The sequence below is a fragment of the Hyphomicrobium sp. 2TAF46 genome, assembly GCF_052114865.1.
Taxonomy (GTDB): Bacteria; Pseudomonadota; Alphaproteobacteria; order Rhizobiales; family Hyphomicrobiaceae; genus Hyphomicrobium_B.
Genome location: NZ_JBFRFO010000011.1, coordinates 103,858 through 128,318 on the forward strand (window position 1 = coordinate 103,858; position 24,461 = coordinate 128,318).

Genomic DNA, 24,461 nt, shown 5'->3' on the forward strand with positions numbered 1-24,461 from the left:
GTGTGGGTCGCGCCAGCCGTCACGGTGCTTTTTTGGGTCTCGGTCGCGACCCTCGCGATTGGCCTTGCGCGCCGCTCTGTCCTGTGGCGCGCGGGGAGGGCGGCTCCCTTCGCGTGGTCCGAGCTGCTGGCGGTGCCGAAGCGCTACTTCGTCGATTTGCATCACGTCGTCGCGCGCGATCCCTATATCGCGAAGACCCATATCGTGACGGCGGGCGGAGCGATTGCCGCGCTTGCGCTCGTCGCGATCAACTACGGCCTCGGGATTTATGCGCGCCTTCTTGATTGGGGCATTCTGCTCGCCGCAGTCGTCATGCTGGCCGGCACGTACTTCGTCTGGGCAAGACGGCAACAGCCGCCGTCACGGCTCTCGCGCGGCGCCTGGAATCGCCTCCCGTATTCGCTCACCGCGTTCGCCATTGGCCTTGCAATTCTTGTTATGATCCCGCCGCAGGCACTCTCGCTCGCCATTGCAGTGCTCGCGCTGTTGCTGCTCTTGGCCGGTTCGGCGGAGCTGGCGCTCGGCATTGGTACTGGCTCTCCGATGAAGCATGCGGTCGCGGGACTTTTGCATCTGGCATTCCATCCAAGGCCCGAGCGCTTCTCCGGCGTACAATCCACTGCGCTGGCGCCACTGGCTTTGGCCAACCGCGATTTCGGCGTGACGAAGCCATCCGATTTTCTCTGGACCGAGCTGTTGAGCTTCGATGCCTGCGTCGAATGCGGAAAGTGCGAGCAATCGTGTCCCGCTTTCGCGGCCCGCCAGCCGCTCAATCCGAAGAAACTCATTCAGGATCTCGTCGCCGGATTATCGAGTTCGAGCGATGTCGCCTATGCGGGCCGACCCTATCCCGGCATCGCAATCGGCGCGCATCGGGGATCGCCCAACCAACCGATTATTCCGAAACTCATCGAAGCCGAAACGGTCTGGTCCTGCACCACGTGCCGCGCGTGCGTCGAAGAATGTCCGATGCTGATCGAGCACGTCGATGCGATTGTCGGTATGCGCCGCAGCCTCAACCTCACGCAAGGCGACATACCGGGAACCGCTCCCGAAACACTAAGCAACCTCCGCGAAACGGGAACGCAAGGCGGATACGCGAAGTCGGCGCGATACAACTGGGCCATCGATCTCGAAGTGCCGGAGGCGCAACCGGGGAAGCCCGTCGATCTTTTGCTCGTCGCCGGCGAAGGCGCATTCGACATGCGCTATCAACGGACGCTCCGGGCGCTCGTGAAAAGTCTAAAGGCCGCGCGCGCAGACTTCGCCATCCTCGGCGCGCGAGAGTGCGATACGGGCGACACCGCACGCCGTCTCGGTGACGAGGCGACCTTCCAGGCTTTGGCAAAGCAAAATATCGCAATGCTCGCGTCGCTCGATTTCAAGCGCATCGTCACGTCCGACCCGCACGTGCTGCACAGTCTGCGCAACGAATATCCGGCGTTCGGTGGCAATTACACTGTCATTCACCACACGGCGCTTCTTGCCGAGCTGGCATCGCAAGGCAAACTGCAGCTCGGAAAGTCGACAGAAACGCGGGCGCTAACGTACCACGATCCCTGCTATCTCGGCCGCTACAATGGCGAGACGCAAGCCCCGCGCGATCTGCTGCGCAATCTCGGCATCGAGGTGAGGGAAATGCAGCGTGCGGGCCTCCGCGGCAGGTGCTGCGGCGGCGGAGGCGGCGCGCCGCTGACCGACATTCCCGGCAAGCAGCGCATTCCCGATATTCGCATGGCCGACGCGCGCGAAGTCGGCGCCGATGTCATCGCCGTTGCTTGTCCGCAATGCACCGCCATGCTCGAAGGCGTCGCGGGCGCGCGCGCTGAAATCCTGGACATCGCCGAACTGGTGGCCTCGTCTTTGGAGGCGCAACAATGAGCGGTGTGAAGCGCGTCGATCCACGCCGGCCCTATCGCCTGTCGCCTTCGGGATTGCGCCGCATCGTGCTCGGAGAGAGTGCTGGGGTTGGTCTGCAATTTGGCGCGATTTCTCGTCCTCATGAAAAAGTTAAGCCACGCCGAACGGGCGAACCAGCCAAGCGCTGGCACATGGCCATCGCCCATTCCAATCGCGGCAGGCTCGATGATCACGCACGCGAAGCGATTGCGGCGGCAGCCATCATTGCGACGCCCGAAACTGGCGTCATCGCCGTCATACTCGGTGAATTGCACGAGGACATCGCGGCATTGGGCGCCGATAGGATCATCGTCATTCCCGAGCTGGATGCCGCGAGATTTCAGCCCCGGCGCGAAGTCGTCGCCGTTCAGATGCTGTTGGATGAATATCGCCCCGAGCATGTCTTCATGCCTGACAACATGCTTGGCGACGGCGACCTCGGTCGCCGGTTGATCGCAAAGCACGAGAGCTCCCAAGCGGCCACGCAGGTGGTGGAGCTGAATCGTCGTCACGTGTCTGTCCGATGGAACGGCACCGCTCTTGCGAATGCAGCGCTCCCGCGTTTTCTGCTCCTGGCGCCCGGGACCGTCGATATCGATCTCCCATACGTAGGTGCAGGAGAGAAAACGCAGCCGCCGCAAATTTTAGGCGTCTCCGAGGTTGGCCGGGATCTTGGACACGAGCCGACTGAGATGTCGGATATCGCGCTCGAAGAGGCAGACTTCATTGTCTCGGCAGGGAATGGCGTGCACAACGTCGAAACAATCGACACGCTTGCCCGAACGCTCGGTGCAGCCGTGGGCGCTAGCCGCGTCGCGGTCGATGAAGGCAAGTTCCCGCGCGACAAGCAGATCGGCGCATCAGGAAAGACGGTCAGCGCGACAACCTATTTCGCGATCGGAATTTCGGGTGCCGTTCAGCATCTACAAGGCATCAAGAGCTGCCGTCACGTCATCGCCATCAATCGCGACGCAGGCGCGCCGATCGTCAAGCGGGCGGATCTGACAGTCATTGGCGATGCCGAGGAACTCATGCAGGCGCTGATAACGCGCGTGGAGCAGGCGCGCAGCCAGGGCGAAGCGGGGGAGGTCGAACGATGAGCAGCGCGCTCACTGTCGCGGCCCTGATCTCGGCGGGACGGCATCCGGTGAGCGGCGCGCCACGCGCTTGCCGCGCTGACGCCGTTGCGATGGCGTTGGGCCACCAACTCGCTGGCGATGCCCTTCACGTTGTTCACGCGGGCACGGCGGACGAGCCCTCGCTTCAAGACTATCTGGCGCTTGGCGCGGGAACGATCGAGGTTTTGCCTGTCGATGCGGGCACCGACGCCGCACCAGCACTCGCCGGCTATTTGCGGAATGTCGATATCATCCTCACCGGCGGCAATGCCGAATTCGGCCGAGGCAGCGGGCTGCTCCCATACGCGCTGGCAGAAGCGCTTAAGCGTCCGGTGATCGCCAACGCACTCGATGTGCGCCTTGCAATAAACGCCGACGCGCGTTGGAACGCTGAAATTCGTCAGTTTCTGCCAAAGGGTCAGCGGCGTCGGATCGCCTGTCCCTTGCCGCTCGTCGTTTCCGTTCATCCGCGTGCACCGGTTGAACTCAAATATGCATATGCCCGGCGTGTGTCGGGCCGTATCGATGTTGCTCCGGATCAGGGAATGGCCGCGCCCCTGCTGCTGCCGGAATGGGCGGTCGAGACTGCGCCGCGCCGCCCGGTGAAGCTCAAGGCGCAAGACGGAAAATCAGCCCACGCGCGGATGCAATCTGCCATCGTTTCCGAGGCGAAAGGCGGCGTTGTCGCTTTTGAGGGGACAACCGTCGATAAAGCACAAGTGATGCTGAACTATCTGAGAGAACATCGGCTCGTCGATTTCTAGCATGCCCGTGCGAAGGGAGGATCACATGCAAATATCCGACGAACTGCGGGTGATGATCGGACGTCGCCGTCCCGGCTACAGCCTCGAGGCGCCGTTTTACCGGAACAAAGAGATCTTCGACCTCGATATGGACGTCATTTTCGGACGCCACTGGATCTTTGTCGGCGTCGAGCCTGACATTCCAGAGCCAGGCGATTATTTCACGGTGCCGCTCGCCCGCGCGTCGGTCGTCGTCGTGCGTGACGACGACATGACGGTTCGCGCCTTTCACAACGTCTGCCGGCATCGCGGCGCGCGCCTTTGCGACGGCGACAAAGGCAGCGTCGGCAATGTCGTTTGCCCGTACCACCAGTGGACATACGATCTGACCGGAAAGCTCATCCATACGGAGCATATGGGTGATGATTTCGATCGCAGCCAGTTCGGGCTGAAGACGGTGCACGTGGGGAACGTCGCGGGCCTCATCTTCATCTGCCTCGCCGACGAACCACCCGCCGATTTCGAACAGATGCGCCAGGAGATGGAGCCCTACATTCTTCCGCATCAGATCAGCAACTGTAAGATCGCCTACGAGGAAGATCTCATCGAGAACGGCAATTGGAAGTTCACGATGGAGAACAATCGTGAGTGCTACCATTGCAAGGCGAACCATCCGGAGTTGACCGTATCGCTCTACGAATTCGGCTTTGGCTACCAGCCGTCGCCGGAAAACTCCGAGGAGGTTCAAGCCTTCAGGGATCTGATCGTTCGCGAGACCATGCGATGGGAGTCCTGCGGACTTCCCTCCGTCGAACGCGAGTTTCTCGACAGCCGCGTGACGGCCTATCGTACCCAGAGGCTGCCGCTCGATAAGGCCGGTGAATCCCAGACGATGAACAGCAAGGTCGCCTGCCAGAAGCTGCTGGGTGATCTCACGCAGCGGAACCTCGGCGGCCTCTCATTCTGGACGCAGCCGAATTCCTGGCATCATTTCATGAGCGATCACATCGTAACGTTCAGCGTGCTGCCGATCGATGCCGAGCGCACGCTTCTGAGAACGAAGTGGCTCATTCATAAGGATGCCGTGGAAGGGCGCGATTACGATCCGAAAGAATTGAGCGAAGTCTGGCACGCGACGAACAAGCAGGACGGCGCGCTGGTCGAACGCACGCAGATAGGTTCTCAGAGCTCTGCCTATCTGCCGGGACCGTATTCGCCATACACCGAGGAGCTGGTCGAGAAATTCATGTCCTGGTATTTCAAGCGGCTCCGAGCGGAAACGGGACACGAAACCGCGACCGTCAGCCCATTCGCGGCGAGCGCCTGATCCGTCATGAGTAACGCAGATCGGCCGGGCCGTCTGGGGCCGGAGCTTTGGGACACGACGCCCGGCAAATGGAACGCCGACGAGGACGATACGCTGATTTGTGCGCACGTCCGGCAGGAGACGCACGACGTCAAGAGCTTTCTTTTCCGCACTGAGACTCCGCGTCTCTTCCGCTTCCGGCCCGGGCAGTTCATCACGTTAGAGCTTGCGATCGACGGCGAGGTAATCAACCGCTGCTACACGATATCGTCGCCGCCGACGCGCCCCGATACGCTGTCGATCACGGTGAAGCGGCACCCGGGCGGCAGGGTTTCGAATTGGCTGCACGACAACATGAGACCCGGCGTCAAGATAAAAGCGCTCGGACCGTCCGGCGACTTCAGCTGCACGCTGCATCCAGGCCCGAAATATCTGTTTATATCGGGTGGCTCGGGCGTGACGCCGCTGATGTCCATGGCACGCACGCTTTACGAACTCGGCGACGACCATGACGTCGTCTTCGTGCATAGCGCGCGCTCGCCGCGCGATATCATCTTTCGCCACGAGTTGGCGATGATGGCGCATGGAACGAGCAATTTCAGAACGGCGTTCGTGTGCGAAAAAATTGCCGAAGCCCGCGACTGGAGCGCGCCGACGGGTTACCTCTCGTTGCCGCTTCTGAAGTCGATCGTTCCGGATCTCGCGGCGCGCGAAATCTTCTGCTGCGGGCCGGAAGCCTATATGGCGAATGCCCGGGCGATGCTGCGAGAAGCCGCTTTCGACATGGCACACTATCACGAAGAGAGCTTTTCGTTCGAGCGGCAAGGCGTGCCCTTGCCGGAAGCGGAAGCTGCAGCCCCCGGCGTCGCCGCGAACGCCGGAACGTTCAAGATCGAGTTTACCCGCTCGGGCCGCACGATCGAATGCCGTCCCGATCAGTTCATCCTCGATGCAGCAAAGGCAGCTGGAATGCGGCTGCCGTTTTCGTGCAGCAAAGGCGTGTGCGGCACCTGCAAAAGCAAGAAGCTTTCAGGTCAAGTTGAGATGAAGCACGGCGGCGGAATTCGCCAGCGCGAGATCGACGCCGGCATGATCTTAATTTGCTGCAGTAAGCCGCTCGAAAACGTCACTATCGAAAAATAGCGGACGGAGGGGCGCTGCGCAGCGCTCAATCCTTGCGTCGCAAGATGGCCTGCAGCACGTCGCGGATGCCGATGGCGCCGACGAAGCGATCGTCGTCGTCGAAGAGCGCTACGGGTGCCGTGCCCGACTTGTGCATTGCGAGAATGACGGTCTTGAGGCTTGTGCCGGGCCTCGCCCAATAGACGGGTGAAGAATCTTCGCCGACGTGCTTTTCGCATTCGCCGCACGTCACCCAGGCTGCTTGACGGCCGTCACATTCGGCCGCCTGCACTTTGCCCAAGGCATCGATTTTGAATCGCGTCGTCTTTCGTCGGTCAAGCCATATCCACCCATCGGCCTCGCGTTTGAGGTCGCGCATGTCGCGCATGACGTTCCACGCCGTCAGTACCGACAGCGGATTAACGTTGGCGATGAAATCGCGGACGTAATCATCGGCAGGCTGCAGCACGATTTCTTCCGGCGCGCCCGACTGTACGATCCGCCCGCCTTCCATGATGGTGATGCGATTGCCAATCTTCAGCGCTTCTTCGAGATCGTGACTGACGAAGATGATCGTCTTCTTGATCGATTTCTGCAGCTGCAAAAGCTCATCCTGCAGCTTTGTACGAATGAGTGGGTCGAGCGCCGAGAACGGCTCGTCCATCAGCAGGATCGGCGCGTCCGTCGCAAAGGCGCGTGCAAGCCCGACGCGTTGCTGCATGCCGCCCGAAAGCTCGTGAACATACTTCTCGGCCCAGGTGTCGAGGCCGACGAGATTGAGCTGCCGGTCAACGCGCTCCTTGAGTTCCGCGTGCAGAACGCCGGCAAGCTCGAGTCCAAGCCCGACATTCTCCCGTACGGTTCGCCACGGCAGCAGCGCAAACTGCTGAAAAACCATTGCGACCTGTTTCTGGCGCATGTGGCGAAGCGTCGTCGCATCGCACGAAGCGATATCCACCATCCGGTCGCCATCCTTCACGAGGACAGCACCGCGCGACACCTTGTTGAGACCGTTGACGGCGCGCAGCAGTGTGGATTTGCCGGAACCTGAAAGACCCATGAGAACGGAAATTTCGCCCTCGTTCACGGTGAGATTGGCGCCGGCCGCGCCGAGTACGGCTCCCGTCTTGGCGAGAATTTGCGCCCGCGTCGCACCCGCGTCGACCATGGCCAACGTCTTCGCGACGTCTTTGCCGAAGATGATATCGACGTTCTGGAAATCGACTGCGACCGTCATTTGCGAGCTCCGGCTTGCACGGAGAGGGCGCGGTCGAGGATGATGGCGAGGATGACGAGCGCCAGACCGGCTTCAATGCCGAGCGGAATGTTGCGGTTGGCAAGCGCCCGGTTGACCGGATTGCCGAGGCTCGGCGCTCCGATCAGTGTCGCGAAGACGACCATCGACAGCGAAAGCATGATGCACTGTGTCAAGCCCGCCATGATGGAGGGCAGGGCCGCGGGCAGTTCAACCTTCCACAACAGCTGCCGCTTCGTCGCGCCGAAGCTCTCGCCGGCTTCGAGCATCGGCTTGGGGATCGAGGTCAGCCCGAGATATGTCATGCGCACCGGCGCGGGCATCGCGAAGATGATCGTGACGATCAAAGCCGGCGCCGCGCCGAGACCGAATAGAATGAGGATAGGAATGAGATAGACGAACGTTGGCATCGTCTGCATCAGATCGAGCAGCGGCTGCGCCACCCGCCAGACGCGGGGATTATGCGCCGCCCATATGCCAAGCGGAACGCCGATGGACATCGAGAGCGCTGTGGCAGCGACGACCAGCACGAGCGTTTGAACGGTCTCTTTCCAGAGCCCCTGATTGAGAATGAAAAGGAACCCGATCAGCACCCCGATGGCCAGCGGCTTTGATCGTCTGAGCCAGTAGGCAAACCCGGCGAGGACGACGGCGAGAACGATCGGAGGCACCTGCAGGAGCAGCGCGGACGTCCCGTCGACGACCGTTCCAAGAACCCCGGAAACGGCATCGAACAGCCACTGGAAATAATCCGTCACGAAATCGAAGACGGACTTGCCGAACTGGCCTATGGGAATTTTCCAGGCGGTAATCAGCTTCGATAGCGGGTCCATCGCCACGTTCCCTAGACTGAAGCTCGTCTCCGCAGAAGACGGCCGCCGGATGCGGCCGTCCAGCTCTGCGCCGTGTGGTGTTGACCGAGGCTATTTGAGTGCGGCGCTCACGGCAGCCGCAGCGTCGCCGCCGTCGAACGTCGTGACGCCTTGAAGCCAGGGCTTGGCGGCATCGGGGTTGGCTTTCAGCCACGACAGCGCCGTCGCTTTTGGATCGGCGCCGCTCTTCAGAACCGGGCCCATCATCGCGCCTTCCATTGCGAGATTGAACTTGAGGTTGCTTAAGAACTTGCCGACGTTCGGGCACTCTTTCTCGTAGCCCGCGCGCACGTTGGTGCTGACCGTTGCCGCGCCAAAGCCGGAATCGCCCATGCCGTCGAGATAAGCGATCTTCATTTCGCCCATCACCGGATGCGGCGTCCAGCCGAGGAATACGATCCACTCGTTCTTCTTCATTGCCTTTTCGGCTTGGGTCAGCATGCCCGCTTCGGAGCTTTCAACAAGCTCGAAGCCTTGCAAGTTGTTTTCCGGCTTGGCGATCATGCCGCTGATGATGCGGTTGCCGTCGTTGCCCGCTTCGATGCCGTAGATTTTGCCGCCGAATTTATCCTTTTGCGCCCCGAGGTCCTTGAGGCCTTTCACACCCGCATCTGCAACATATTGCGGAACGACGAGGCCATAGCCCGCGTCGCTCAGATTGACGCCGATCGTCTCGACGGACTTGTCGTCCGTGTAGGGTTTGATGTCGGCCGTCATGCTCGGCATCCAGTTGCCGAGAAAGACATCGATGTCCTTGTTCTTCAATGATGCGTACGTGACCGGAACCGACAGCGTTTTGACTTCGGGCTCGTAGCCGAGAGCCTCGAGAAGGTTCTGAGCGGTAGCGGTCGTGACTTGAATGTCCGTCCAACCGACATCGGCGAAGCGGACTTTCTTGCAGCTCGCACTTTCTGCGTGGGCCGAGGTGGCGGCCAGACTCAGGGCAAGGGCGACCCCCATCGCGATGCGTGTCATGACAACTCCTGTTGTTGGCAGTACCAGGTGTTATTGACAACAGTCCGCCTGACGAGATCTGAGCAAGAGGCGATGATCCTCTTGTGTTGGCAGTCCGTTGAAGGCGTTACCTGACCGGGTAACGTCATTAGCTAATCACGGCCATTCGCGATCGATTTTACAATTGCGACGCGATTCTGCGTTTACGCGTCGAACTCACGTACTCCTTTCACTTTCAAAGTTGTTTCGGTGCTGGTGGCTCGCAAAATGCCGGCCTCCCCCAAAATCACCAACTGTTCGCCGAGCTCAGATAGACGGCAGTCTCGCGCGGCTCGTATCGCGTCGCAGCGAAGACGTCGTCTTAAAGTCCTGTTCGGATTTTTGCGGCGCACGCTCGCTGCGCGGCGTACGGCCATAGAGAGCGCGATACGACTTGCTGAAGTGGCACGTCGATTGGAAACCGCAGGAAACGGAAATCTGGGTAATGGACATCTGTGACTGGAGCAGCAATTCGCGGGCGCGCCGGAGCCGTAGCTGCAAATAATACTTTGTCGGCGTCGTATGCAGCGTTTCCTGGAACATGCGTTGCACCTGGCGAAGCGAGAGTCCTGCTAAATTCGCAAGTTCGACCGCACTCAGCGGTTCCTCGAAATTCGCTTCCATCAGCGAGGCGATGTCGACGAGGGCGCCGTGGTTAAATCCTAGGCGCGCTGCCAGCGGAATATGCTGGCGGTCATAGCCGTCACGCACGCGCTCGAGAATAAACTGATTGGAAATCTCGGCGACCAATGTCTTGCCGAAGCTGCTGCGGACGAGAGCAAGCATCATGTCGATTGGCGCGATTCCGCCCGTACACGTCATCCGGTCGCGATCGATCACGAACAGCTCTTCCTGGAACTTCACTCGGGAGTGAAATTCGCGCAGGCCAGCCATGTTTTCCCAATGAATCGTGCATTTATAGCCATCGAGAAGCCCGGACTTTACGAGCGCGAACGTCCCGGTACAAAGCCCGCCCAACACGACTCCGTCACGCGCGATGCGGCGGAGCAGATTGACCACCTTGTCATTGACGAAGTTCGCGACGTTGGTGCCGCCGCAGACAAGAACCATGTCGAGATCGCCGGCAGCGTCATAAGTGACGGCGTCGGCATAGGACATCCCATTGCTCGAAGGCACGGGCCGGCCATCGGTCGTGATGATGGTCCAGGAGTAATGGGTCTGGCCGCTTAGCCGGTTGGCCATCCGGAGAACCTCGATCGCACTCGAAACCGCGATCATCGTGTACTCGTCCAGCGTCAGGAACCCGATCTTGCGGATCGTACTCAGCTTCGTCGAAACGTCGTTCACGTCGCAAAAGCTCCAACGTAAAACGGGAAGGCTAGAGTCGTTCGTGATCGCGACTTCAAGTCCTTGCTGCGCCCGGCAACGAAGCGAAGGCAGTCAGGCTTCCGTGCACGCCAGACCAGAAATAGTATCATCAAGTCGCATTTTGACAAGTTCAGAAGGTGCAAATCCGGGGCCATTCGGACGAAGCTGTTGAGTCTTCTTCGACTGTCGCCACCGAAGTCATTTGCGTCGTATCTGGGATAGCTTGAAAAAGGCGACACCGGCATAGGGGAAAGACGCTTTGGATGGCGGCGGCTGGATGCGCGCCGAATGATCCAGGTGGGCGAGGGTGGATTTCTCTCCGCTGATTTCCTAGGCAATCTGAGTGTTCATGGTGCAAGCACTACAGAACTACGTTGGTGGCCGCTTCGTCGCTTCTGAGGCTGGCGAGGTTTTCCAAAACACCAATCCTGCAACCGGCGAGCTGATTTCCGGCGTTGAAATCGCGCTCGAACCCGAAATCGGCGAGGCGTTACGCACGGCCGAAGCAGGCTTGCAGCGATGGTCCGCAATGTCGGGCGCCGAGCGTGGCCGCATCCTCAACAGGGCAGCCCGGATATTGCGGGAGCGAAATGACGAGCTGGCGCGGCTCGAAGTCCGGGACACCGGAAAGCCTATTCAGGAAGCCGAGACGGTTGACGTCGTCAGCGGCGCCGATTGCGTCGAGTATTTCGCAGGCGTCGCCGGCACTTTGCGCGGCGAGCAGATTGCCCTGAATAACGCCTTTGTTTATACGCGCCGCGAACCTATCGGCATTTGCGTCGGCATCGGCTCGTGGAATTATCCAATCCAGATCGCATGTTGGAAGTCGGCCCCGGCGCTCGCTTGCGGCAACGCAATGATCTTCAAAACATCCGAGCTGGCGCCGGTGACGTCGGCGAAGCTCGCCGAAATCTACACCGAAGCCGGCGTGCCCGACGGCGTCTTCAACGTCCTGCATGGCGACGCCCGAACCGGATCGCTGCTGACGACCGATCCCCGCGTCGCCAAGATTTCGCTCACCGGTTCGGTCGGAACGGGCAAAAAGATCCTCGCTGCCGCAGCAGCTTCGCTTAAGCGAACGACCATGGAACTCTCGGGCAAGTCGGCGCTGCTCGTCTTCCCGGACGCCGATCTGCGCCAGGCCGTATCCGCGGCCATGCTCGGCAATTTCTATACGCAAGGCGAAATCTGCACGAACTGCACCCGCGTCTTCGTGCATGAAGACATTCACGACCGCTTCGTCGAGATGGTCGTCGAGCGCACGAAGAAGCTGCGTATCGGCGATCCCATGGCGCCGGAAACGCAGGTCGGCGCGCTCATCTCGCAATCGCACATGGCGCGCGTGTTGGGCTTCATCGAAGCGGGCCGGAAAGAGGGGGCTCGCCTTTGCTACGGCGGGGAGCGCGTGGACATGGCCCCGCTCGATCGCGGCAACTTCGTCAGGCCCGCCGTATTCACCGAATGCACGGACGATATGAGCATCGTCCGTGAGGAGATTTTCGGGCCCGTGATGTCGGTGCTGAAATTCCGCGATGAGGACGATGTCATCGCCCGGGCCAACGCCACACGCTTCGGCTTGGCGGCGGGCGTCTTCACCCGCGACCTGGCGCGTGCCCACCGCGTTGCGGCGCGGCTCGAGGCCGGCATCTGCTGGATCAACAACTACAACATCACCCCGGTCGAGATGCCGTTCGGCGGCATCAAGGAATCGGGCTTCGGCCATGAGAACGGACAGGCCGCGATCGATCACTACACGCAACTGAAAAGCGTCTACGTTGAACTCGGCGACGTCCAATGCCCCTACGAATGACAAAGACTATTGGGCTTCGCTGAAAAGACCGGGATCTATCCAGAGATGAGCACCGCGGAAGAGTACGACTACATCATCGTCGGCGCGGGATCGGCCGGATGCGTGCTCGCCAACCGTCTGACGGAAGATGAGGGGACGCGCGTGCTGGTCCTGGAGGCCGGGCCACAGGACCACAGCATCTTCATCCATATGCCGTCCGCGTTCGCCTATCCGCTCGCCGGAACCAAATACAACTGGTGGTACGAGTCGGAGCCGGAGCCGTTTCTCGATAACCGCAGGATGTACTGTCCGCGCGGCCGCGTCGTTGGCGGCTCGTCGTCGATCAACGGCATGATCTACATTCGTGGCCATGCGTTCGACTACGACGCATGGGCCCGGCGTCAGGGCCTCGAAAACTGGAGCTACTTTCATTGCCTCCCGTACTTCAAAAAATCCGAGACGCGGCTGAAGGGTGGTGATGCCTATCGCGGCATCTCCGGCCCGCTCTATGTAACGACCGCGCCCTGCACCAATCCGCTCTACGACACCTTTATCGAAGCCGGGCGCCAGGCAGGCTATCCCGTCACGCAGGATATGAATGGCCACCAGCAGGAAGGCCTCGGCCGGATGGATATGACCGTCTACAAGGGACGGCGATGGAGCGCTGCGAAGGCGCATCTCCGCCCAGCGGAGAAACGCGGCGGGGTCGAGGTCAAGGCAAAGTCGCTGGTGACGCGCGTCCTGTTCGAGGGAAAGCGCGCCATCGGCGTCGAATTTAGCCGCGGCGGCCGCCTGCAATCGGCGCGAGCCACGCGTGAAGTGATCGTCAGCGGCGGCGCCATCAATTCACCGCAGGTCCTGATGCTGTCCGGCATCGGCAACGCCGACGAATTGAAGAAGCTCGGTATACCCGTCGTGCAGCACTTACCCGGCGTCGGTGAAAACCTGCAGGACCACATCGAAGCCTACGTGCAGTACGAATGCAAAGAGCCGGTTTCGATTTACAGTGCCAACAACCCGCTGGCGAAACTGAAGATCGGCATCGAGTGGATCCTGACCGGCAAGGGCCTCGGCGCGACCAATCATTTTGAATCGGGTGGCTTCATCCGCAGCGACGCGGGCGTTCTTCACCCCGACCTGCAATATCATTTCTTTCCGATGGCCATCAGCTACGACGGTACGTCGGCCGCGAAGGGCCACGGATTTCAGGCCCACATCGGTCCGATGCGCCCGACGAGCACCGGATACGTTAAACTCAAGTCCGCCGATCCGCGGCAATACCCGCGCGTGCTCTTCAACTACATGCAGACCGAGCAGGATCGCAAAGAGATGCGCGCCGGTATCCGGCTGACCCGCGAGATCTTTTCTCAGCAGGCTTTCGATCGCTATCGCGGCGACGAACTGGCGCCCGGCCCGGCGAGCTCCAGCGATGCCGAGATCGATGCGTTCATCCGCGCCAAGGCGGAAAGCGCCTACCATCCGTCTTGCTCATGCCGCATGGGAACCGACGATATGGCGGTCGTCGATGGCCAGGGACGCGTTCACGACGTCGAGGGCTTGCGCGTCGTCGACGCCTCGATCATGCCCGATGTTGTCAGCGGCAATCTCAATGTTCCGACGATCATGATGGCCGAGAAGCTGGCCGACGCCATTCGCGGACGGCCGCCGCTGCCGCCTGAGCAAGTGCCCGTTTGGGTCAATCCCGATTACCAAACCAGCCAGCGCTAAAATTTTTCTGGCCACGTCCGGCGCCGGATCATTGTCGAATCCGCGCGCGTTGTGCTCTACGATGAACGCCGGATTAAGCTTACCTTCCCGGCTCGGAGATGCGCGATGCGATGGCTGCTGGTCGAGCGGAAACCCGATGTGGTTTATGCTGCTCTCCAGGATATTTATCTGGCCGAGAACGATACCAGAACGCACGACCGCGGCCTGGCTTTGACCTTCGCTACGCGGGAAGCAGCTGAGGACCATCGCCGGCACCTGAAGCATCGCTACGATTGGGTCGTGATGAGTTCGGGTAACTGACGCTGCCAACGGTGTGCAGCGCGGTTGCCGGAACTTCAGAGGTTGCCAGGCGTTCCGCCGGAACCCTTAGCGCCGAAATTCCTTCGTGCTAATCTGTACTGAGTATTGCGTTCCCGAGGAGTATAGCGATGGCAACTGCGCGGTCCTTCTGGAAAGGGCACCTGCGCCTGGCGCTCGTTACCATTCCCATCCGATTGGTCAGTGCGACTGCATCCGAAGACAAGATTGCGCTGCATCAGGTCGATAAGAAATCCAAGCAGCGCATTCGCTATCAGAAAGTTGCAGGCGAGTCCGGGAAGGTCGTTCCCCAGTCGGACATCGTCCAAGGCTACGAGCTCGAAGACGGCAATTACGTGCTCCTCGAGCCGGAAGAGCTCGACAAACTTAAGCTCACGACGCGCCACACCGTTGAGTTGACCGAATTCGTCGAGGCTTGCTCGATCGATCCCCTGTATTTCGCCAGTCCGTATTACGTCCTTCCCGACGGCGACGTCGCCGAGGAAGGCTATCGCATCATCCGCGACGCGCTGCGTGCAACGAAGAAATATGGCGTCGGTCAGTTGACGATCCGCGGCCGCGAAAACCTGATCGCGATGAAGCCGAGCGGCGATGGTCTGATGATCGAGACGCTTCGTTACGCCAGCGAAGTGCGCGACGCCGACGAGATCTTCGACGGCATAGGCAACGAGAAGCTTCGTCCTGAACTCGTCGACATGGCGAAGCAGCTCATCGAGGAACGCACGCGAAAGTTCAATCCCGCCGACTTCAAGAACCATTATGCCGAGGCACTGCGCAGCCTCGTGAAGGAAAAGGTCGCGGGCGGCCTCTCGACGGAAGTCGCGGGCGGTGACGAACAGCCGTCAGGCGGAACGGTGATCGATTTCATGGAAGCGTTGCGCCGCTCCACCGGAAAGGGATCGTCCACGAAGTCTTCACCGGCAAAAACGAAGACGGCAGCATCGCGTCAAAAGCGCGAGCCCGTGAAGCGCGCCCCCGCGAAATCGCCGAAGCGAAAATCGAAAGCACGCGGATAATGCGTCTCGCGGCGCGAGACTCGTGCTAGTCTTACCGCATCGCGAGTTCACTCGCCGCTCATATTGGTGGACGCGAATGAACGCCGCGTATCCTCTCACGAAATGTGAGCGCAGGAAGCGTTGTTGCCTGGTTGCGTTTGGCAATTTCAGGAGGTTTCCATGCACCCCGTATTCGCGCTTTGGATGTGGATGATGATGCTTCCACATTTCACGCCGCAATTGTTTCTGCCGTTTTGAGCCGCCCGATTTTCATTCGCTAATGATCTTTGTGACAGGACGGCGAACCTCCGCCGCCGGCTTATCCTCACGCAGTCCCTTGAAGGCCGCGTGACGCAAAAGCCCATCGGATGTCCAGGCGCGATATTCGACTTGCGCGACGAGCGTCGGTTCAACCCACGTCACATCTCTGCGCTGCAGGTTCGTGAGCGCGGAAGCAAAGGCCGGCGTTTCGATACGCATTGGCTTCAAGGTGCGCAACAAGCCGAGCGCCGTCTTGTTCGTATATCCGGTGCCGACGCGCCCGGCATAGACGAGCCGCTTCCTGTCGTAATGACCGACGACAAGCGCGCCGATTGTATTCGGCGCCGATTTCCCTTTGACGTACCCGATGATGACGAACTCATCGACCTGGATGCACTTTGATTTGAGCCAGTCGTCATGACGGCCGGAGCGATATGGCCGGTCGATGCGCTTTGAAATGATGCCTTCGAGACCAAGCTTGCACGCATCGGAAAGCATGCGCGCGCCATCGACGGCAAGATGATCGCTGTAACGGATCTGCGCGTCTTTTGCTGTGTCGGTGAACATCTCCTTGAGCGCCGCCTTGCGATCGCCGAGCCTGGCTTCGAGAAGGCTCACGCCGTCGAGATACAGAAGATCGAAGCAGTGAAGAACGAACTTCTCGCTGTTTCCACTTTTGAGGGCATCGGCCAGAGCCGAAAAGCTCGAATGTCCTTCCGCGTCATCGGCGACAAGCTCTCCATCGATGATCGCCGTGCCGTTATGAAATTCGGCCAGAAGCTGCGGAAGTTTGCGGAAGCGTTCCGTCCAGTCGAGGCCGTTGCGTGTCAAAAGCCGAACGGACGTTTTCGCGATGTGGGCTTGAATGCGATAGCCATCGAACTTGATCTCATGCACCCAGTCCCCGCCGATGGGCGGCTTCGCAACCAGAGTTGCGAGGCACGGCGCGACGAAATCCGGCATCGGCGCCTTCACCGCTCCTGCAATCTTCGGAGGCCGAACGGCCGGGCGGCGTTTTTCGATTGCGGATGCTGTCGCGTGCTTCGACGCGCCTCGCGAATTATGAGTCCTCGCCGTCACGCGCTTAAGGCCCGACGAGCTTCTTGATCGCGCTTTTCAGCGAGCGAGCGGACGAGTCATAATCCTCCCATCCCGTCATCTTGAGTAGGGCAGGGACCGTGTGCATCGTGAAGCGCTTCGGATCGAGCCCCTTCTTGACCTGATTCCAGGTGAGCGGCATCGACACGGTTGCATTTGGCCGCGCGCGCGGCGACAGCGGCGCAACGGCCGTCGCCATACGGTCATTGCGAAGGTAGTCGAGAAAAATCCGGCCCGTCCGGAGCTTTTTCGTCATCTTGATGAGATAATCGTTCGGGCTGTCCGCGGCCATCTGCTGGCACACGGCTCCCGAGAAGGATTTTGCGTCTGACCAGCTCGTGGTGTCGGCGCGCGTCGTCTTGAGGGGCGTGACGACATGAAGTCCCTTGCCGCCTGTCGTTTTGCAGAAGGCGACAAGACCGAGCGCCTCGAGCCTCTCGCGAAGCTCGTTCGCCGCGCGCACGACGCGGTCGAATTCGACATCCGGAGCGGGGTCGAGATCGAAGACGAGCCGCCCCGCGATATCGGGCTCGAACTCCGCGCAGTTCCACGGATGAAACTCGAGCGAAGCGACTTGCCCGAGAGCGACCAATGCCTCGACTGAGTTTGCCTCGATATAGGGCTCGCGATCGCCGGAGATACGGACGAGGTCGATCTCGGGCGACATTCCCTTCATGGCGTGCCGTTGAAAAAACATTTCGCCGCCGATGCCGTCGGGCGCGCGAATGACCGAGCAGGGCCGGCCAGTGACATGCTTGAGCATCCAGTCGCCGGTGGCTTCGAGATAATGCGCAAGGTCGATCTTCGTGATGGCGGGACCTTCGCCAGCGGGCCAGAGCACCTTATCGGGATGCGAGATCGTAATGCCCAGTACGGCGTTTGATGATGTGTCTGTTCGTGCCGCCGTCGATTTCGCCTTTTTCGGCGCCTTATGGACGAGCGTTCGCTTGAGGGACTTCGTCGATTGCGGAGCAGGCTCGGGATCGTCCGCGTCGTCGTCTTTGTTGGAATGCCAGACGGCATCGGGCTTTGCAGCCGTCCGCCGCCGCGTGATGAAAGGCTCGGGACCTTTGCCCTGTCCGGCAGCGATCTGCGCCATCGTGCGTTTGGACGCCACCGAACGATCCTTCGAAAGAATAGCGTCTTCGTCGCCGGCATGGGCGCCTTCGTCGCGATGCTTGATGAGAAGCCAGTTGTTGCGCTTGCCTCCGGTCCGATCGTTCTTGATCTTGACGAGAACCCAGCTGCCTTTGAGTTTCTCGCCCACCAGCATGAATTTCAGCTCGCCCTTGCGGAGCTGCTCCTCCGGACTTTGATCGCCGATCGGCGCCCAGAACCCGCGGTCCCACAACATCACCGTTCCGCCGCCATACTGACCTTTGGGAATGGTCCCTTCGAAATCACCGTAGTCGAGAGGGTGGTCTTCCACTTCGACGGCGAGACGCTTGTCCTTGGGATCGATCGACGGGCCTCTCGTCACGGCCCACGATTTGAACACGCCATCGAGTTCGAGACGAAAATCGTAATGGAGACGCGTCGCATCGTGCTTCTGGATGATAAACCGCAGATGCTTCGCGGGCCGCACATCGGCAGAGCCGCTCGGCTCGGCTGTCTTCGTGAAATCACGCTTGGCGCGATACTCGGAAAGCTTCTTCTGTGCCATTCGATTGCATCCCGTCCGGCCGGCTGCGCAAGGCGTCAAGGTCTCTGGTCAAAACAAAGCCGCCGGGAGCGTGAAGCTCCCGAGCGGCCTGGGCACCTGAGGTAAAGGCGCCTGACGCATGGTGCGTGCGTCCACTTCGAAAACAGTCGTGGAAGAATTTGGTTCCCGCTCTACCCCGTGCCCCGGTCATGCCCACCCCGTCATGTCGGCCTCCAGCAAGCGGTTTTTCAAATGATCGCGGCCGGCGCCGTCGTTATGGATCGCCGCCAATATCTGCTGAGCGAGCCAGTCCCGGCACTCGGATCCGCGAGGGCCGCTCCGGACGCCATTTGGGAGAGAAGTCCAAACCTCATTCAAAACGCTCTCGGCCAGCTCGAGATCTTCCGGCTCAAAAACATTGTGCGCAACGAACATGTCGAACAGTCCTATTCAGAAAAAATCAGTGTGCGCCTGTTCTGCGCCGTTGGAAATCCCTCAACATGGGTGAATGCGGCCTTCGCTGCTGTACAGCTGCCGGCATAATGAACAGTTCGTTGGCAGGTTGAGCAGGTTGCGCCTCATGCCGCCGTCGTCTGCCGGGACCGCCGATCCGTTCATGCAATATTCAAGATCCGTCGGATTAGCTCGAATGATCGGTGTCGCTGCAGCCGCTGCTGGGCGTTCAGCCCAAGTTCTTCGCAGGCGCCGATGGCGGCAAATGGCCTTGTCACGAGGGGCCACGCACCATTCACGATGTGCTAAGGTCGGCCGGCGGGAAACCATCCGTTAGCGCTATTCGGAACTGCGAGTTTTGCCCACCTGTTACGTGCCCGTGGATGTCGCGAGGGCGTCCGTTTGAGAGACCTAGGAGCGTAGAAATGAGAATGAAACGCGTTGCGACGCTGGGAGCGGTTCTGCTCCTTGCGTTAGGAACCGCTGTCGCCGATGCCCGAGCGGGTCACAGCGGTGGAGGCGGCGGGGGTGGCGGTCACCATTTCGGCGGCGGAGGCGGTGGCGGCGGTGGTCCCCGTTTTAGCGGTGGCGGTCCCCGCTTTGGTGGCGCTGGGAATTTTTCCGGACGCCCGTTCCGTCCAGGCCCGAACTTCGGTGGCGGGAATTATCGCGCCCCAGGTCCGCGCGGACCACGCTTCAGCGTTGATCGGAATGTCCGCAACTATTCTGGAAATTACGGAAATTGGCACGGCCGGCACCATCATCACCGGCGTGGTGGCTACTTCGTTGGCTATCCGTATTACTATTACGGCGGCTTCTACGACGACGGCAATTACGGATACGACTGCGATTGGCTGTATCGGCGTGCGATCGAGACGGGCAGCCCCTACTGGTGGAGACGGTATCGCGCCTGCGATTACTGATTTCGAAATCAGCAATGGCGAAGGTTCAGGGATTGACCCCTCGAACCTTCGCCGTTTTCAATTCCAATCTTCATGATCAGGGGCTGGACGTGCCTGTTCCAGGAGGAGAGGTTGGAACGCGAGCGGCCGGGTCTGCTGCAGTAGCCGGATCGTTCGGCGTACCGGTAGAAGGACCGGGCTGAACGTTTTCATTCGTGGTCGGATCGGCAGGAATTCCCGCGGGACTCGACGTGCCGGTTTCACCAGTGCTGGCGCCCTCGTTGGGCGTCGCGGGTTGCGATTTCGTGTCGGGGTTCATCTGTTGGTCGCTGTTATCGTAGGTCGACTGCGCCAGGGCGCCGGCGGAGCCAGCGGCGAGCAGGCCCAGCGTGACGACTGCACCTTTGAGAACCTTCATCAAAATCTCCTTTGATCGTTGACTTCCCCATCCGAAACAGGCGCTCAGCGCCTTGGTTCCGCGCACGGTTTGGAAGCGCGCGGTTGTCAGGGCAGCGTCCAATAGACGCTAGCGGTTCGGGATATTTTCCCGACGAAGCGATGCGTTCCGATTCGACGAACAACGATCGCTATCCATTCGTCCGGATAACGCGGGCGAAAATCTCCTGATGCAGACGCGCTTCTTGCTCTGCTTTGCAATAGAGATCCCGCGCGTGCCGGCGCAAAATTGCCGGATCCAGCGACACGTTGCTCTTCCACGCGCGTAGCGCGGGCTCATAGTTGCGGTAGGCCGAAGCGCTGGACGCTGCGACCGCTTTCAACAACAGCGTCGTTGCCGAACAAGTCGGCTGCGGTTGCGTCTCCGATCCACCGATGTATTGCAATATCTGAGACTCGGCTCGATGTTGCCATTCATTGATATCCGGAAGGTGCGATTGCAGGGAACGAAATTGGCGGTGGCAGAATTGCTCGATCAAAGCCATGGCTTGGAAGCGGTCTCCCCAAAGAAAAAATAGCGCATCCCCGCTTGATCGCTAACGGCAGTTGAACGGATTTGGATCCAGTTAAGTTTACATTTGATCGCTCTATGAATTGTGCGATCATTCGCGGGAGAAAGTCTCTCTTCGCAATGTGTCGTCAAAGCGGCGCTACCATCGGAACGAGACGGTTCTCAGCACACCCGTGTCAGCGTCACGCGCCGCGCGGCGTCACGCAACGGTCCCGTGGCTCAATGGATAGAGCGTCGGAATTCGACTCCGAAGGTTGCAGGTTCGAGCCCTGCCGGGATCGCCACAAACATCGTGCGGCATTTGCAACCGCGCGATGCGGTCGCGAGATTTCAAATGCGATCTGACACCAACATTTAACCAGGGACGCCATTACTGAAACTAGATCTGGCGATGAGTCGAGACTGCATTAGGTTGTGTTCCCCTGCGGTCTTGGAAACGACAGTTGAGTGTAGTCTCGATGGCACCGTCTCTCCGCATCGCACGTCGCCCGCAACATATGCCGCACATGATGACGGTCATGGCGCTGAGTGTGGCGCTGAGTTTCATCAGCGGCGCGGTTATGCCATCGCTCGCGCGTGCTGAGGACCCGCCCGTTGCGATTCCGGAAACTTCAGGCCAGCCGCCGGGCGAGACGCGAAGCGAAACGCCGGACGCGCAATCTGGCAACGCGCTTGAAACGCTTGCCTCGACGCTGTCGGGCACCCCGGCTGCACTATGCGCCAAGCTCTCGGACAAAAACGCGTCGCCGTTCGAAGCGCAAGATCGCGCCGCCGTCTCCGCGTTTTATCAAGCGCGCCAGTGCAGCCCGCTCTGGTTCGATGAACAAGGCCCGACGCGCGCCGCAACGCTCGTCATGGCTGAACTGGCTCATGCCCAGGACTGGGGCCTCAAGGCGTCCGACTTCGATCTCAGCGCCGCGAAGCAGCCGATGCCTTTGGGCAGCTGGAATCCGGACGAGACGGTTGCCGCCGAACTGGAAATCACCGCTGCCGTCTTGCGCTACGCGCATCAGGCCGAAGGCGGCCGCATAACCGAGCCCACCAAGCAACTGTCGGGTTACTTGGATCGAACGCCGGTCATCACCGATGCAGCGACAGTGCTCGCGCGTATGGCCGGCGCGGCGAAGCCGGATGAAGCGTTGCGCGCATTTCAGCCTTCGCACGATCAATTTCTGAAGCTCAAGACGCTTCTCGCGCGATTGAGAGGCGACACGCCTGACAACTCCAAGCGATTTGATATCCCGCGCCGAGGCGCGATGCTTGAGCCCGGCGTGCGAGATCCCGACGTCGCAACACTGAAGCAGAGATTCGGCATTTCCTCCGCGCTAGGATCGGAACAGGTGTTTGACGATGCGCTCGCCGCCGCCGTCAAAAACTTTCAGGCATCGAAGTCGCTCCATGCCGACGGCATCGTCGGGCCCACGACGCGAGCGAAGCTTTCCGGCGAAGATCTCACGTCCTCTCCGGAGAAGATCGCAGCCGTCATCGCCAATATGGAGGAGTGGCGGTGGATGCCGCACTCACTCGGTGACACTCACGTCTTGGTCAATATCCCATCGTTTTCGATTGTACTGACCGAGAGCAATAAACCCATGTTCAATGAGCGCGTTGTCGTCGGTACCCCGAGCACGCAGACGCCCATCTTTTCGAAAGACATGACGAAGATCGTTCTACGGCCGAGATGGAATCTGCCGAATTCCATCAAGGCAACAACGCTGCGCACGGGCCGCTCCGTCGAGCGCCAGGGCTATGTCGTCATGCGCAACGGCCATGTCATCGACAGCAGCCGCGTGAACTGGGGAAGGGCGAAGCTCAGCGAGTATACGATCTATCAGCCGGCTGGCGACGACAACGCGCTCGGCCTCGTCAAATTGCTCTTTCCGAACAAACACTCCGTCTACCTCCACGATACGCCGTCGCGCTCGCTTTTCAACGCGCGGGTTCGCCTTTTCAGTCACGGCTGCATGCGCGTGCGAAACCCGCAGCAGCTCGCGCAATTGGTCTTCAACATCGACCGGGGAAACCAGACGCCGAACGTCGGACATCTCGTCGACAAAGGCCCGATGGACAATCAGTTCGACCTGAATAAGCCGATTCCCGTGCACGTGGGATACTTCACCGTCTGGGTCGCGGATGACGGCACGCCTCAGTTCTTCGAGGACTACTACGGTCATCAGAAGCGCATCACACTGGCGCTTGCGGGCAAGTGGAAAGACATCGACGTCACCCAGGAGCATGTGACGCCCGAGGCGCTCGATACCTCCAGCGCCAAGAGAATTCGCGTCGGCGGCCGGAGAGACGAGGATGGCTATTCCGAGAGACGCTACCGCGGCTACGCATCGCGGCACTGGGAGGAAGGCCGGTCCAGGGACGAAATGGGGCTGACGCGATCCGGCCGCGGCTACTATTCCGGCGGCAATACCGTCGGCGATATGGTCCGCCGCGCGCTGGGCTTCTGAGGCGTTGCCGCCGGAAAGCTAACGCGCCGCTTTGAGGCGCGCGAAACCCTCGTCGAGATCGTGAATGAGATCTTCGACGGCCTCGAGCCCGATGTGAAACCTCAGCGCCGGTCCGGGTCCGTGCCAGCGCGTCGCCGTCCGGTAGGATGTCGGATCGAACGGAATGACGAGGCTTTCATAGCCGCCCCACGAATAACCCATCCCGAACAGTTTGAGCCCGTCGAGAAACGCCGCCAGCGATTTTTCCGGTGCCGGTTTCAGGACGGCGGCGAAGAGACCGCTCGCGCCGGTGAAATCGCGTTTCCAAAGCGCGTGCCCGGAATCGCCGGGAAGGGCCGGATGCAGAACCCGATCGACCTCGGGGCGGCCGGCGAGCCACTCCGCAATCGCAATGCCGGAGCTCTGGTGCCGGTCCAGTCGAACCGCAAGCGTTCTGAGACCACGCAGCGCGAGATATGTCTCTTCCGAGCCCGGGCACGTGCCGAGCGTCTCCTTGGCGTTGTCGAGAAACTTCGCCGCGCGCGCATTGCCGGTCACCGAACCCATCATCGCGTCCGCATGCCCGACGATGTATTTCGTGGCGGCTTCGATCGATACGTCGGCGCCAAGCGACAGCGGCTTGCAGAAAAGCGGCGTCGCCCAGGTATTATCGGCGAGAACCCAGATGTTCTTCGCTTTCGCGGCGGCTGCGATGGCCGGGATGTCCGGCATCTCGAATGTCTGCGACCCTGGCGCTTCGACGAGCACCAGCTTCGTATTGGGCCGGAAGAGCTTGGCGATGTCGGCGCCGACGAGCGGATCGTAATACGTCGTCTCGACGCCGAGTTTTTTCAGCATCTTATCCGCGAACGTCCGGCTCGGCTGGTAGACGTTGTCGGGAATGAGGATGTGATCGCCGCTCTCGGCGAACGCCAGGACGGCGGTCGAGATCGCGGCCAGGCCCGACGAGGTCAGCACCGTTTTCACGCCGCCTTCGAGATGCGCGATAGCTTCTTCAAGAGCCTGCGTCGTCGGTGTCGCCCGGCGCCCGTACGTGAACTCTTGTGTCCGCTTTTTGATCGCATCGAGCGTCGGAAAGAGAACCGTCGATCCCCGATAGACCGGCGTGTTTACAAAGCCGTGCTGCTCGAACGGCTTGCGCCCGAGGTGCACAACCTCCGTTTCCGGGTGCTCAGGGCGCTCGGAACTGTCGTCATTTTTGGCCATTTTAAC

20 protein-coding genes and 1 tRNA gene are annotated in these 24,461 nt (G+C 60.4%); 13 read left to right on the forward strand and 8 right to left on the reverse strand.

Going from position 1 to position 24,461, the window contains the following annotated elements; translation table 11 throughout:
- Genes AB4Z24_RS20375 through AB4Z24_RS20395 form a run of 5 tightly spaced genes read left to right on the forward strand, consistent with a single transcriptional unit; the run spans window position 1 to window position 6,209 of the window.
- Window positions 1-1,881 carry a (Fe-S)-binding protein gene (locus AB4Z24_RS20375; protein ID WP_441711146.1) on the forward strand — a complete coding sequence of 627 codons (1,881 nt, stop codon included), beginning with the start codon at window positions 1-3 and terminating at the stop codon, window positions 1,879-1,881.
- Window positions 1,878-2,999, forward strand: a complete 1,122-nt coding sequence (locus tag AB4Z24_RS20380) for an electron transfer flavoprotein subunit alpha/FixB family protein (protein WP_441711147.1) — start codon at window positions 1,878-1,880, stop codon at window positions 2,997-2,999. The genes AB4Z24_RS20375 and AB4Z24_RS20380 overlap by 4 nt, the downstream gene beginning before the upstream one ends.
- Window positions 2,996-3,781, forward strand: coding sequence for a hypothetical protein (locus tag AB4Z24_RS20385; protein WP_441711148.1), 786 nt, complete (start codon window positions 2,996-2,998; stop codon window positions 3,779-3,781). The genes AB4Z24_RS20380 and AB4Z24_RS20385 overlap by 4 nt, the downstream gene beginning before the upstream one ends.
- 25 nt (window positions 3,782-3,806) lie before the next feature.
- Window positions 3,807-5,087 carry an aromatic ring-hydroxylating oxygenase subunit alpha gene (locus AB4Z24_RS20390; RefSeq protein ID WP_441711150.1) on the forward strand — a complete coding sequence of 427 codons (1,281 nt, stop codon included), beginning with the start codon at window positions 3,807-3,809 and terminating at the stop codon, window positions 5,085-5,087.
- A gap of 6 nt (window positions 5,088-5,093) precedes the next feature.
- On the forward strand, window positions 5,094-6,209 hold the full coding sequence (locus AB4Z24_RS20395; protein WP_441711152.1) for a 2Fe-2S iron-sulfur cluster-binding protein: 1,116 nt from the start codon (window positions 5,094-5,096) through the stop codon (window positions 6,207-6,209).
- 25 nt (window positions 6,210-6,234) lie between these two features.
- On the opposite strand, the gene choV is transcribed toward AB4Z24_RS20395, so the two are convergent.
- The 4 genes from choV to AB4Z24_RS20415 all read right to left on the reverse strand — a co-directional run bounded on the left by choV (window position 6,235) and on the right by AB4Z24_RS20415 (window position 10,616).
- A complete protein-coding gene (choV, locus tag AB4Z24_RS20400; RefSeq protein WP_441711154.1) occupies window positions 6,235-7,425 on the reverse strand; it encodes a choline ABC transporter ATP-binding protein in 1,191 nt (396 codons plus the stop codon).
- On the reverse strand, window positions 7,422-8,276 hold the full coding sequence (gene choW, locus AB4Z24_RS20405; protein WP_441711156.1) for a choline ABC transporter permease subunit: 855 nt from the start codon (window positions 8,274-8,276) through the stop codon (window positions 7,422-7,424). Before choW ends, choV begins: the two co-directional genes overlap by 4 nt.
- 90 nt (window positions 8,277-8,366) lie before the next feature.
- Entirely contained in the window at window positions 8,367-9,290 is a 924-nt protein-coding gene (gene choX / locus AB4Z24_RS20410; protein ID WP_441711158.1) for a choline ABC transporter substrate-binding protein, read from the reverse strand.
- 285 nt (window positions 9,291-9,575) lie between these two features.
- Window positions 9,576-10,616, reverse strand: coding sequence for a GlxA family transcriptional regulator (locus AB4Z24_RS20415; RefSeq protein WP_441711159.1), 1,041 nt, complete (start codon window positions 10,614-10,616; stop codon window positions 9,576-9,578).
- Window positions 10,617-10,986: 370 nt separating this feature from the next.
- Between AB4Z24_RS20415 and betB the strand changes: the two genes are divergently transcribed.
- The 4 genes from betB to ku all read left to right on the forward strand — a co-directional run bounded on the left by betB (window position 10,987) and on the right by ku (window position 15,488).
- Window positions 10,987-12,447 (forward strand): betaine-aldehyde dehydrogenase, encoded by a 1,461-nt coding sequence (betB, locus tag AB4Z24_RS20420; RefSeq protein ID WP_441711160.1) that lies wholly within the window; start codon window positions 10,987-10,989, stop codon window positions 12,445-12,447.
- 45 nt (window positions 12,448-12,492) lie between these two features.
- On the forward strand, window positions 12,493-14,154 hold the full coding sequence (gene betA, locus AB4Z24_RS20425) for a choline dehydrogenase (RefSeq protein ID WP_441711161.1): 1,662 nt from the start codon (window positions 12,493-12,495) through the stop codon (window positions 14,152-14,154).
- A gap of 105 nt (window positions 14,155-14,259) precedes the next feature.
- A complete protein-coding gene (locus tag AB4Z24_RS20430) occupies window positions 14,260-14,454 on the forward strand; it encodes a hypothetical protein (RefSeq protein WP_441711163.1) in 195 nt (64 codons plus the stop codon).
- A 128-nt stretch (window positions 14,455-14,582) separates the two neighbouring features.
- Window positions 14,583-15,488, forward strand: a complete 906-nt coding sequence (gene ku, locus AB4Z24_RS20435; protein WP_441711165.1) for a non-homologous end joining protein Ku — start codon at window positions 14,583-14,585, stop codon at window positions 15,486-15,488.
- 249 nt (window positions 15,489-15,737) lie between these two features.
- On the opposite strand, the gene ligD (AB4Z24_RS20440) is transcribed toward ku, so the two are convergent.
- Together ligD (AB4Z24_RS20440) and ligD (AB4Z24_RS20445) are read right to left on the reverse strand one after the other, a co-directional pair.
- A complete protein-coding gene (gene ligD / locus AB4Z24_RS20440) occupies window positions 15,738-16,691 on the reverse strand; it encodes a non-homologous end-joining DNA ligase (RefSeq protein WP_441711167.1) in 954 nt (317 codons plus the stop codon).
- 121 nt (window positions 16,692-16,812) lie between these two features.
- Entirely contained in the window at window positions 16,813-18,489 is a 1,677-nt protein-coding gene (ligD, locus tag AB4Z24_RS20445) for a non-homologous end-joining DNA ligase (protein WP_441711169.1), read from the reverse strand.
- A gap of 231 nt (window positions 18,490-18,720) precedes the next feature.
- On the opposite strand from ligD (AB4Z24_RS20445), the gene AB4Z24_RS20450 reads away from it, so the two are divergent.
- Both AB4Z24_RS20450 and AB4Z24_RS20455 read left to right on the forward strand, forming a co-directional pair.
- Window positions 18,721-19,011 carry a hypothetical protein gene (locus AB4Z24_RS20450; protein ID WP_441711171.1) on the forward strand — a complete coding sequence of 97 codons (291 nt, stop codon included), beginning with the start codon at window positions 18,721-18,723 and terminating at the stop codon, window positions 19,009-19,011.
- Window positions 19,012-19,413: 402 nt separating this feature from the next.
- Complete coding sequence (locus tag AB4Z24_RS20455) at window positions 19,414-19,920, forward strand: hypothetical protein (RefSeq protein WP_441711172.1); 507 nt, start codon at window positions 19,414-19,416, stop codon at window positions 19,918-19,920.
- Here the strand turns inward: AB4Z24_RS20455 and AB4Z24_RS20460 are convergent, their stop codons facing one another.
- Complete coding sequence (locus AB4Z24_RS20460) at window positions 19,921-20,241, reverse strand: hypothetical protein (protein WP_441711174.1); 321 nt, start codon at window positions 20,239-20,241, stop codon at window positions 19,921-19,923.
- A 757-nt stretch (window positions 20,242-20,998) separates the two neighbouring features.
- On the opposite strand from AB4Z24_RS20460, the gene AB4Z24_RS20465 reads away from it, so the two are divergent.
- Both AB4Z24_RS20465 and AB4Z24_RS20470 read left to right on the forward strand, forming a co-directional pair.
- Window positions 20,999-21,074: transfer RNA gene (locus AB4Z24_RS20465), tRNA-Arg, on the forward strand.
- A gap of 174 nt (window positions 21,075-21,248) precedes the next feature.
- On the forward strand, window positions 21,249-23,249 hold the full coding sequence (locus AB4Z24_RS20470; RefSeq protein ID WP_441711176.1) for a L,D-transpeptidase family protein: 2,001 nt from the start codon (window positions 21,249-21,251) through the stop codon (window positions 23,247-23,249).
- A gap of 18 nt (window positions 23,250-23,267) precedes the next feature.
- On the opposite strand, the gene metC is transcribed toward AB4Z24_RS20470, so the two are convergent.
- The gene (gene metC, locus AB4Z24_RS20475; RefSeq protein WP_441711178.1) at window positions 23,268-24,455 is read right to left on the reverse strand and encodes a cystathionine beta-lyase; all 1,188 of its coding nucleotides are present in this window, start codon (window positions 24,453-24,455) and stop codon (window positions 23,268-23,270) included.
- Window positions 24,456-24,461: the final 6 nt, after the last annotated feature.

Coding starts and splice junctions, on each gene's coding strand:
- AB4Z24_RS20380 (WP_441711147.1), top strand. CDS start 1,878: ATGAGCGGTGTGAAGCGCGTCGATCCACGCCGGCCCTATCGCCTGTCG.
- AB4Z24_RS20385 (WP_441711148.1), top strand. CDS start 2,996: ATGAGCAGCGCGCTCACTGTCGCGGCCCTGATCTCGGCGGGACGGCAT.
- AB4Z24_RS20390 (WP_441711150.1), top strand. CDS start 3,807: ATGCAAATATCCGACGAACTGCGGGTGATGATCGGACGTCGCCGTCCC.
- AB4Z24_RS20395 (WP_441711152.1), top strand. CDS start 5,094: ATGAGTAACGCAGATCGGCCGGGCCGTCTGGGGCCGGAGCTTTGGGAC.
- choV (WP_441711154.1), bottom strand. CDS start 7,425: ATGACGGTCGCAGTCGATTTCCAGAACGTCGATATCATCTTCGGCAAA.
- choW (WP_441711156.1), bottom strand. CDS start 8,276: ATGGACCCGCTATCGAAGCTGATTACCGCCTGGAAAATTCCCATAGGC.
- choX (WP_441711158.1), bottom strand. CDS start 9,290: ATGACACGCATCGCGATGGGGGTCGCCCTTGCCCTGAGTCTGGCCGCC.
- betB (WP_441711160.1), top strand. CDS start 10,987: ATGGTGCAAGCACTACAGAACTACGTTGGTGGCCGCTTCGTCGCTTCT.
- betA (WP_441711161.1), top strand. CDS start 12,493: ATGAGCACCGCGGAAGAGTACGACTACATCATCGTCGGCGCGGGATCG.
- AB4Z24_RS20430 (WP_441711163.1), top strand. CDS start 14,260: ATGCGATGGCTGCTGGTCGAGCGGAAACCCGATGTGGTTTATGCTGCT.
- ku (WP_441711165.1), top strand. CDS start 14,583: ATGGCAACTGCGCGGTCCTTCTGGAAAGGGCACCTGCGCCTGGCGCTC.
- ligD (WP_441711167.1), bottom strand. CDS start 16,691: ATGCCGGATTTCGTCGCGCCGTGCCTCGCAACTCTGGTTGCGAAGCCG.
- ligD (WP_441711169.1), bottom strand. CDS start 18,489: ATGGCACAGAAGAAGCTTTCCGAGTATCGCGCCAAGCGTGATTTCACG.
- AB4Z24_RS20450 (WP_441711171.1), top strand. CDS start 18,721: ATGATCGCGGCCGGCGCCGTCGTTATGGATCGCCGCCAATATCTGCTG.
- AB4Z24_RS20455 (WP_441711172.1), top strand. CDS start 19,414: ATGCCCGAGCGGGTCACAGCGGTGGAGGCGGCGGGGGTGGCGGTCACC.
- AB4Z24_RS20460 (WP_441711174.1), bottom strand. CDS start 20,241: ATGAAGGTTCTCAAAGGTGCAGTCGTCACGCTGGGCCTGCTCGCCGCT.
- AB4Z24_RS20470 (WP_441711176.1), top strand. CDS start 21,249: ATGGCACCGTCTCTCCGCATCGCACGTCGCCCGCAACATATGCCGCAC.
- metC (WP_441711178.1), bottom strand. CDS start 24,455: ATGGCCAAAAATGACGACAGTTCCGAGCGCCCTGAGCACCCGGAAACG.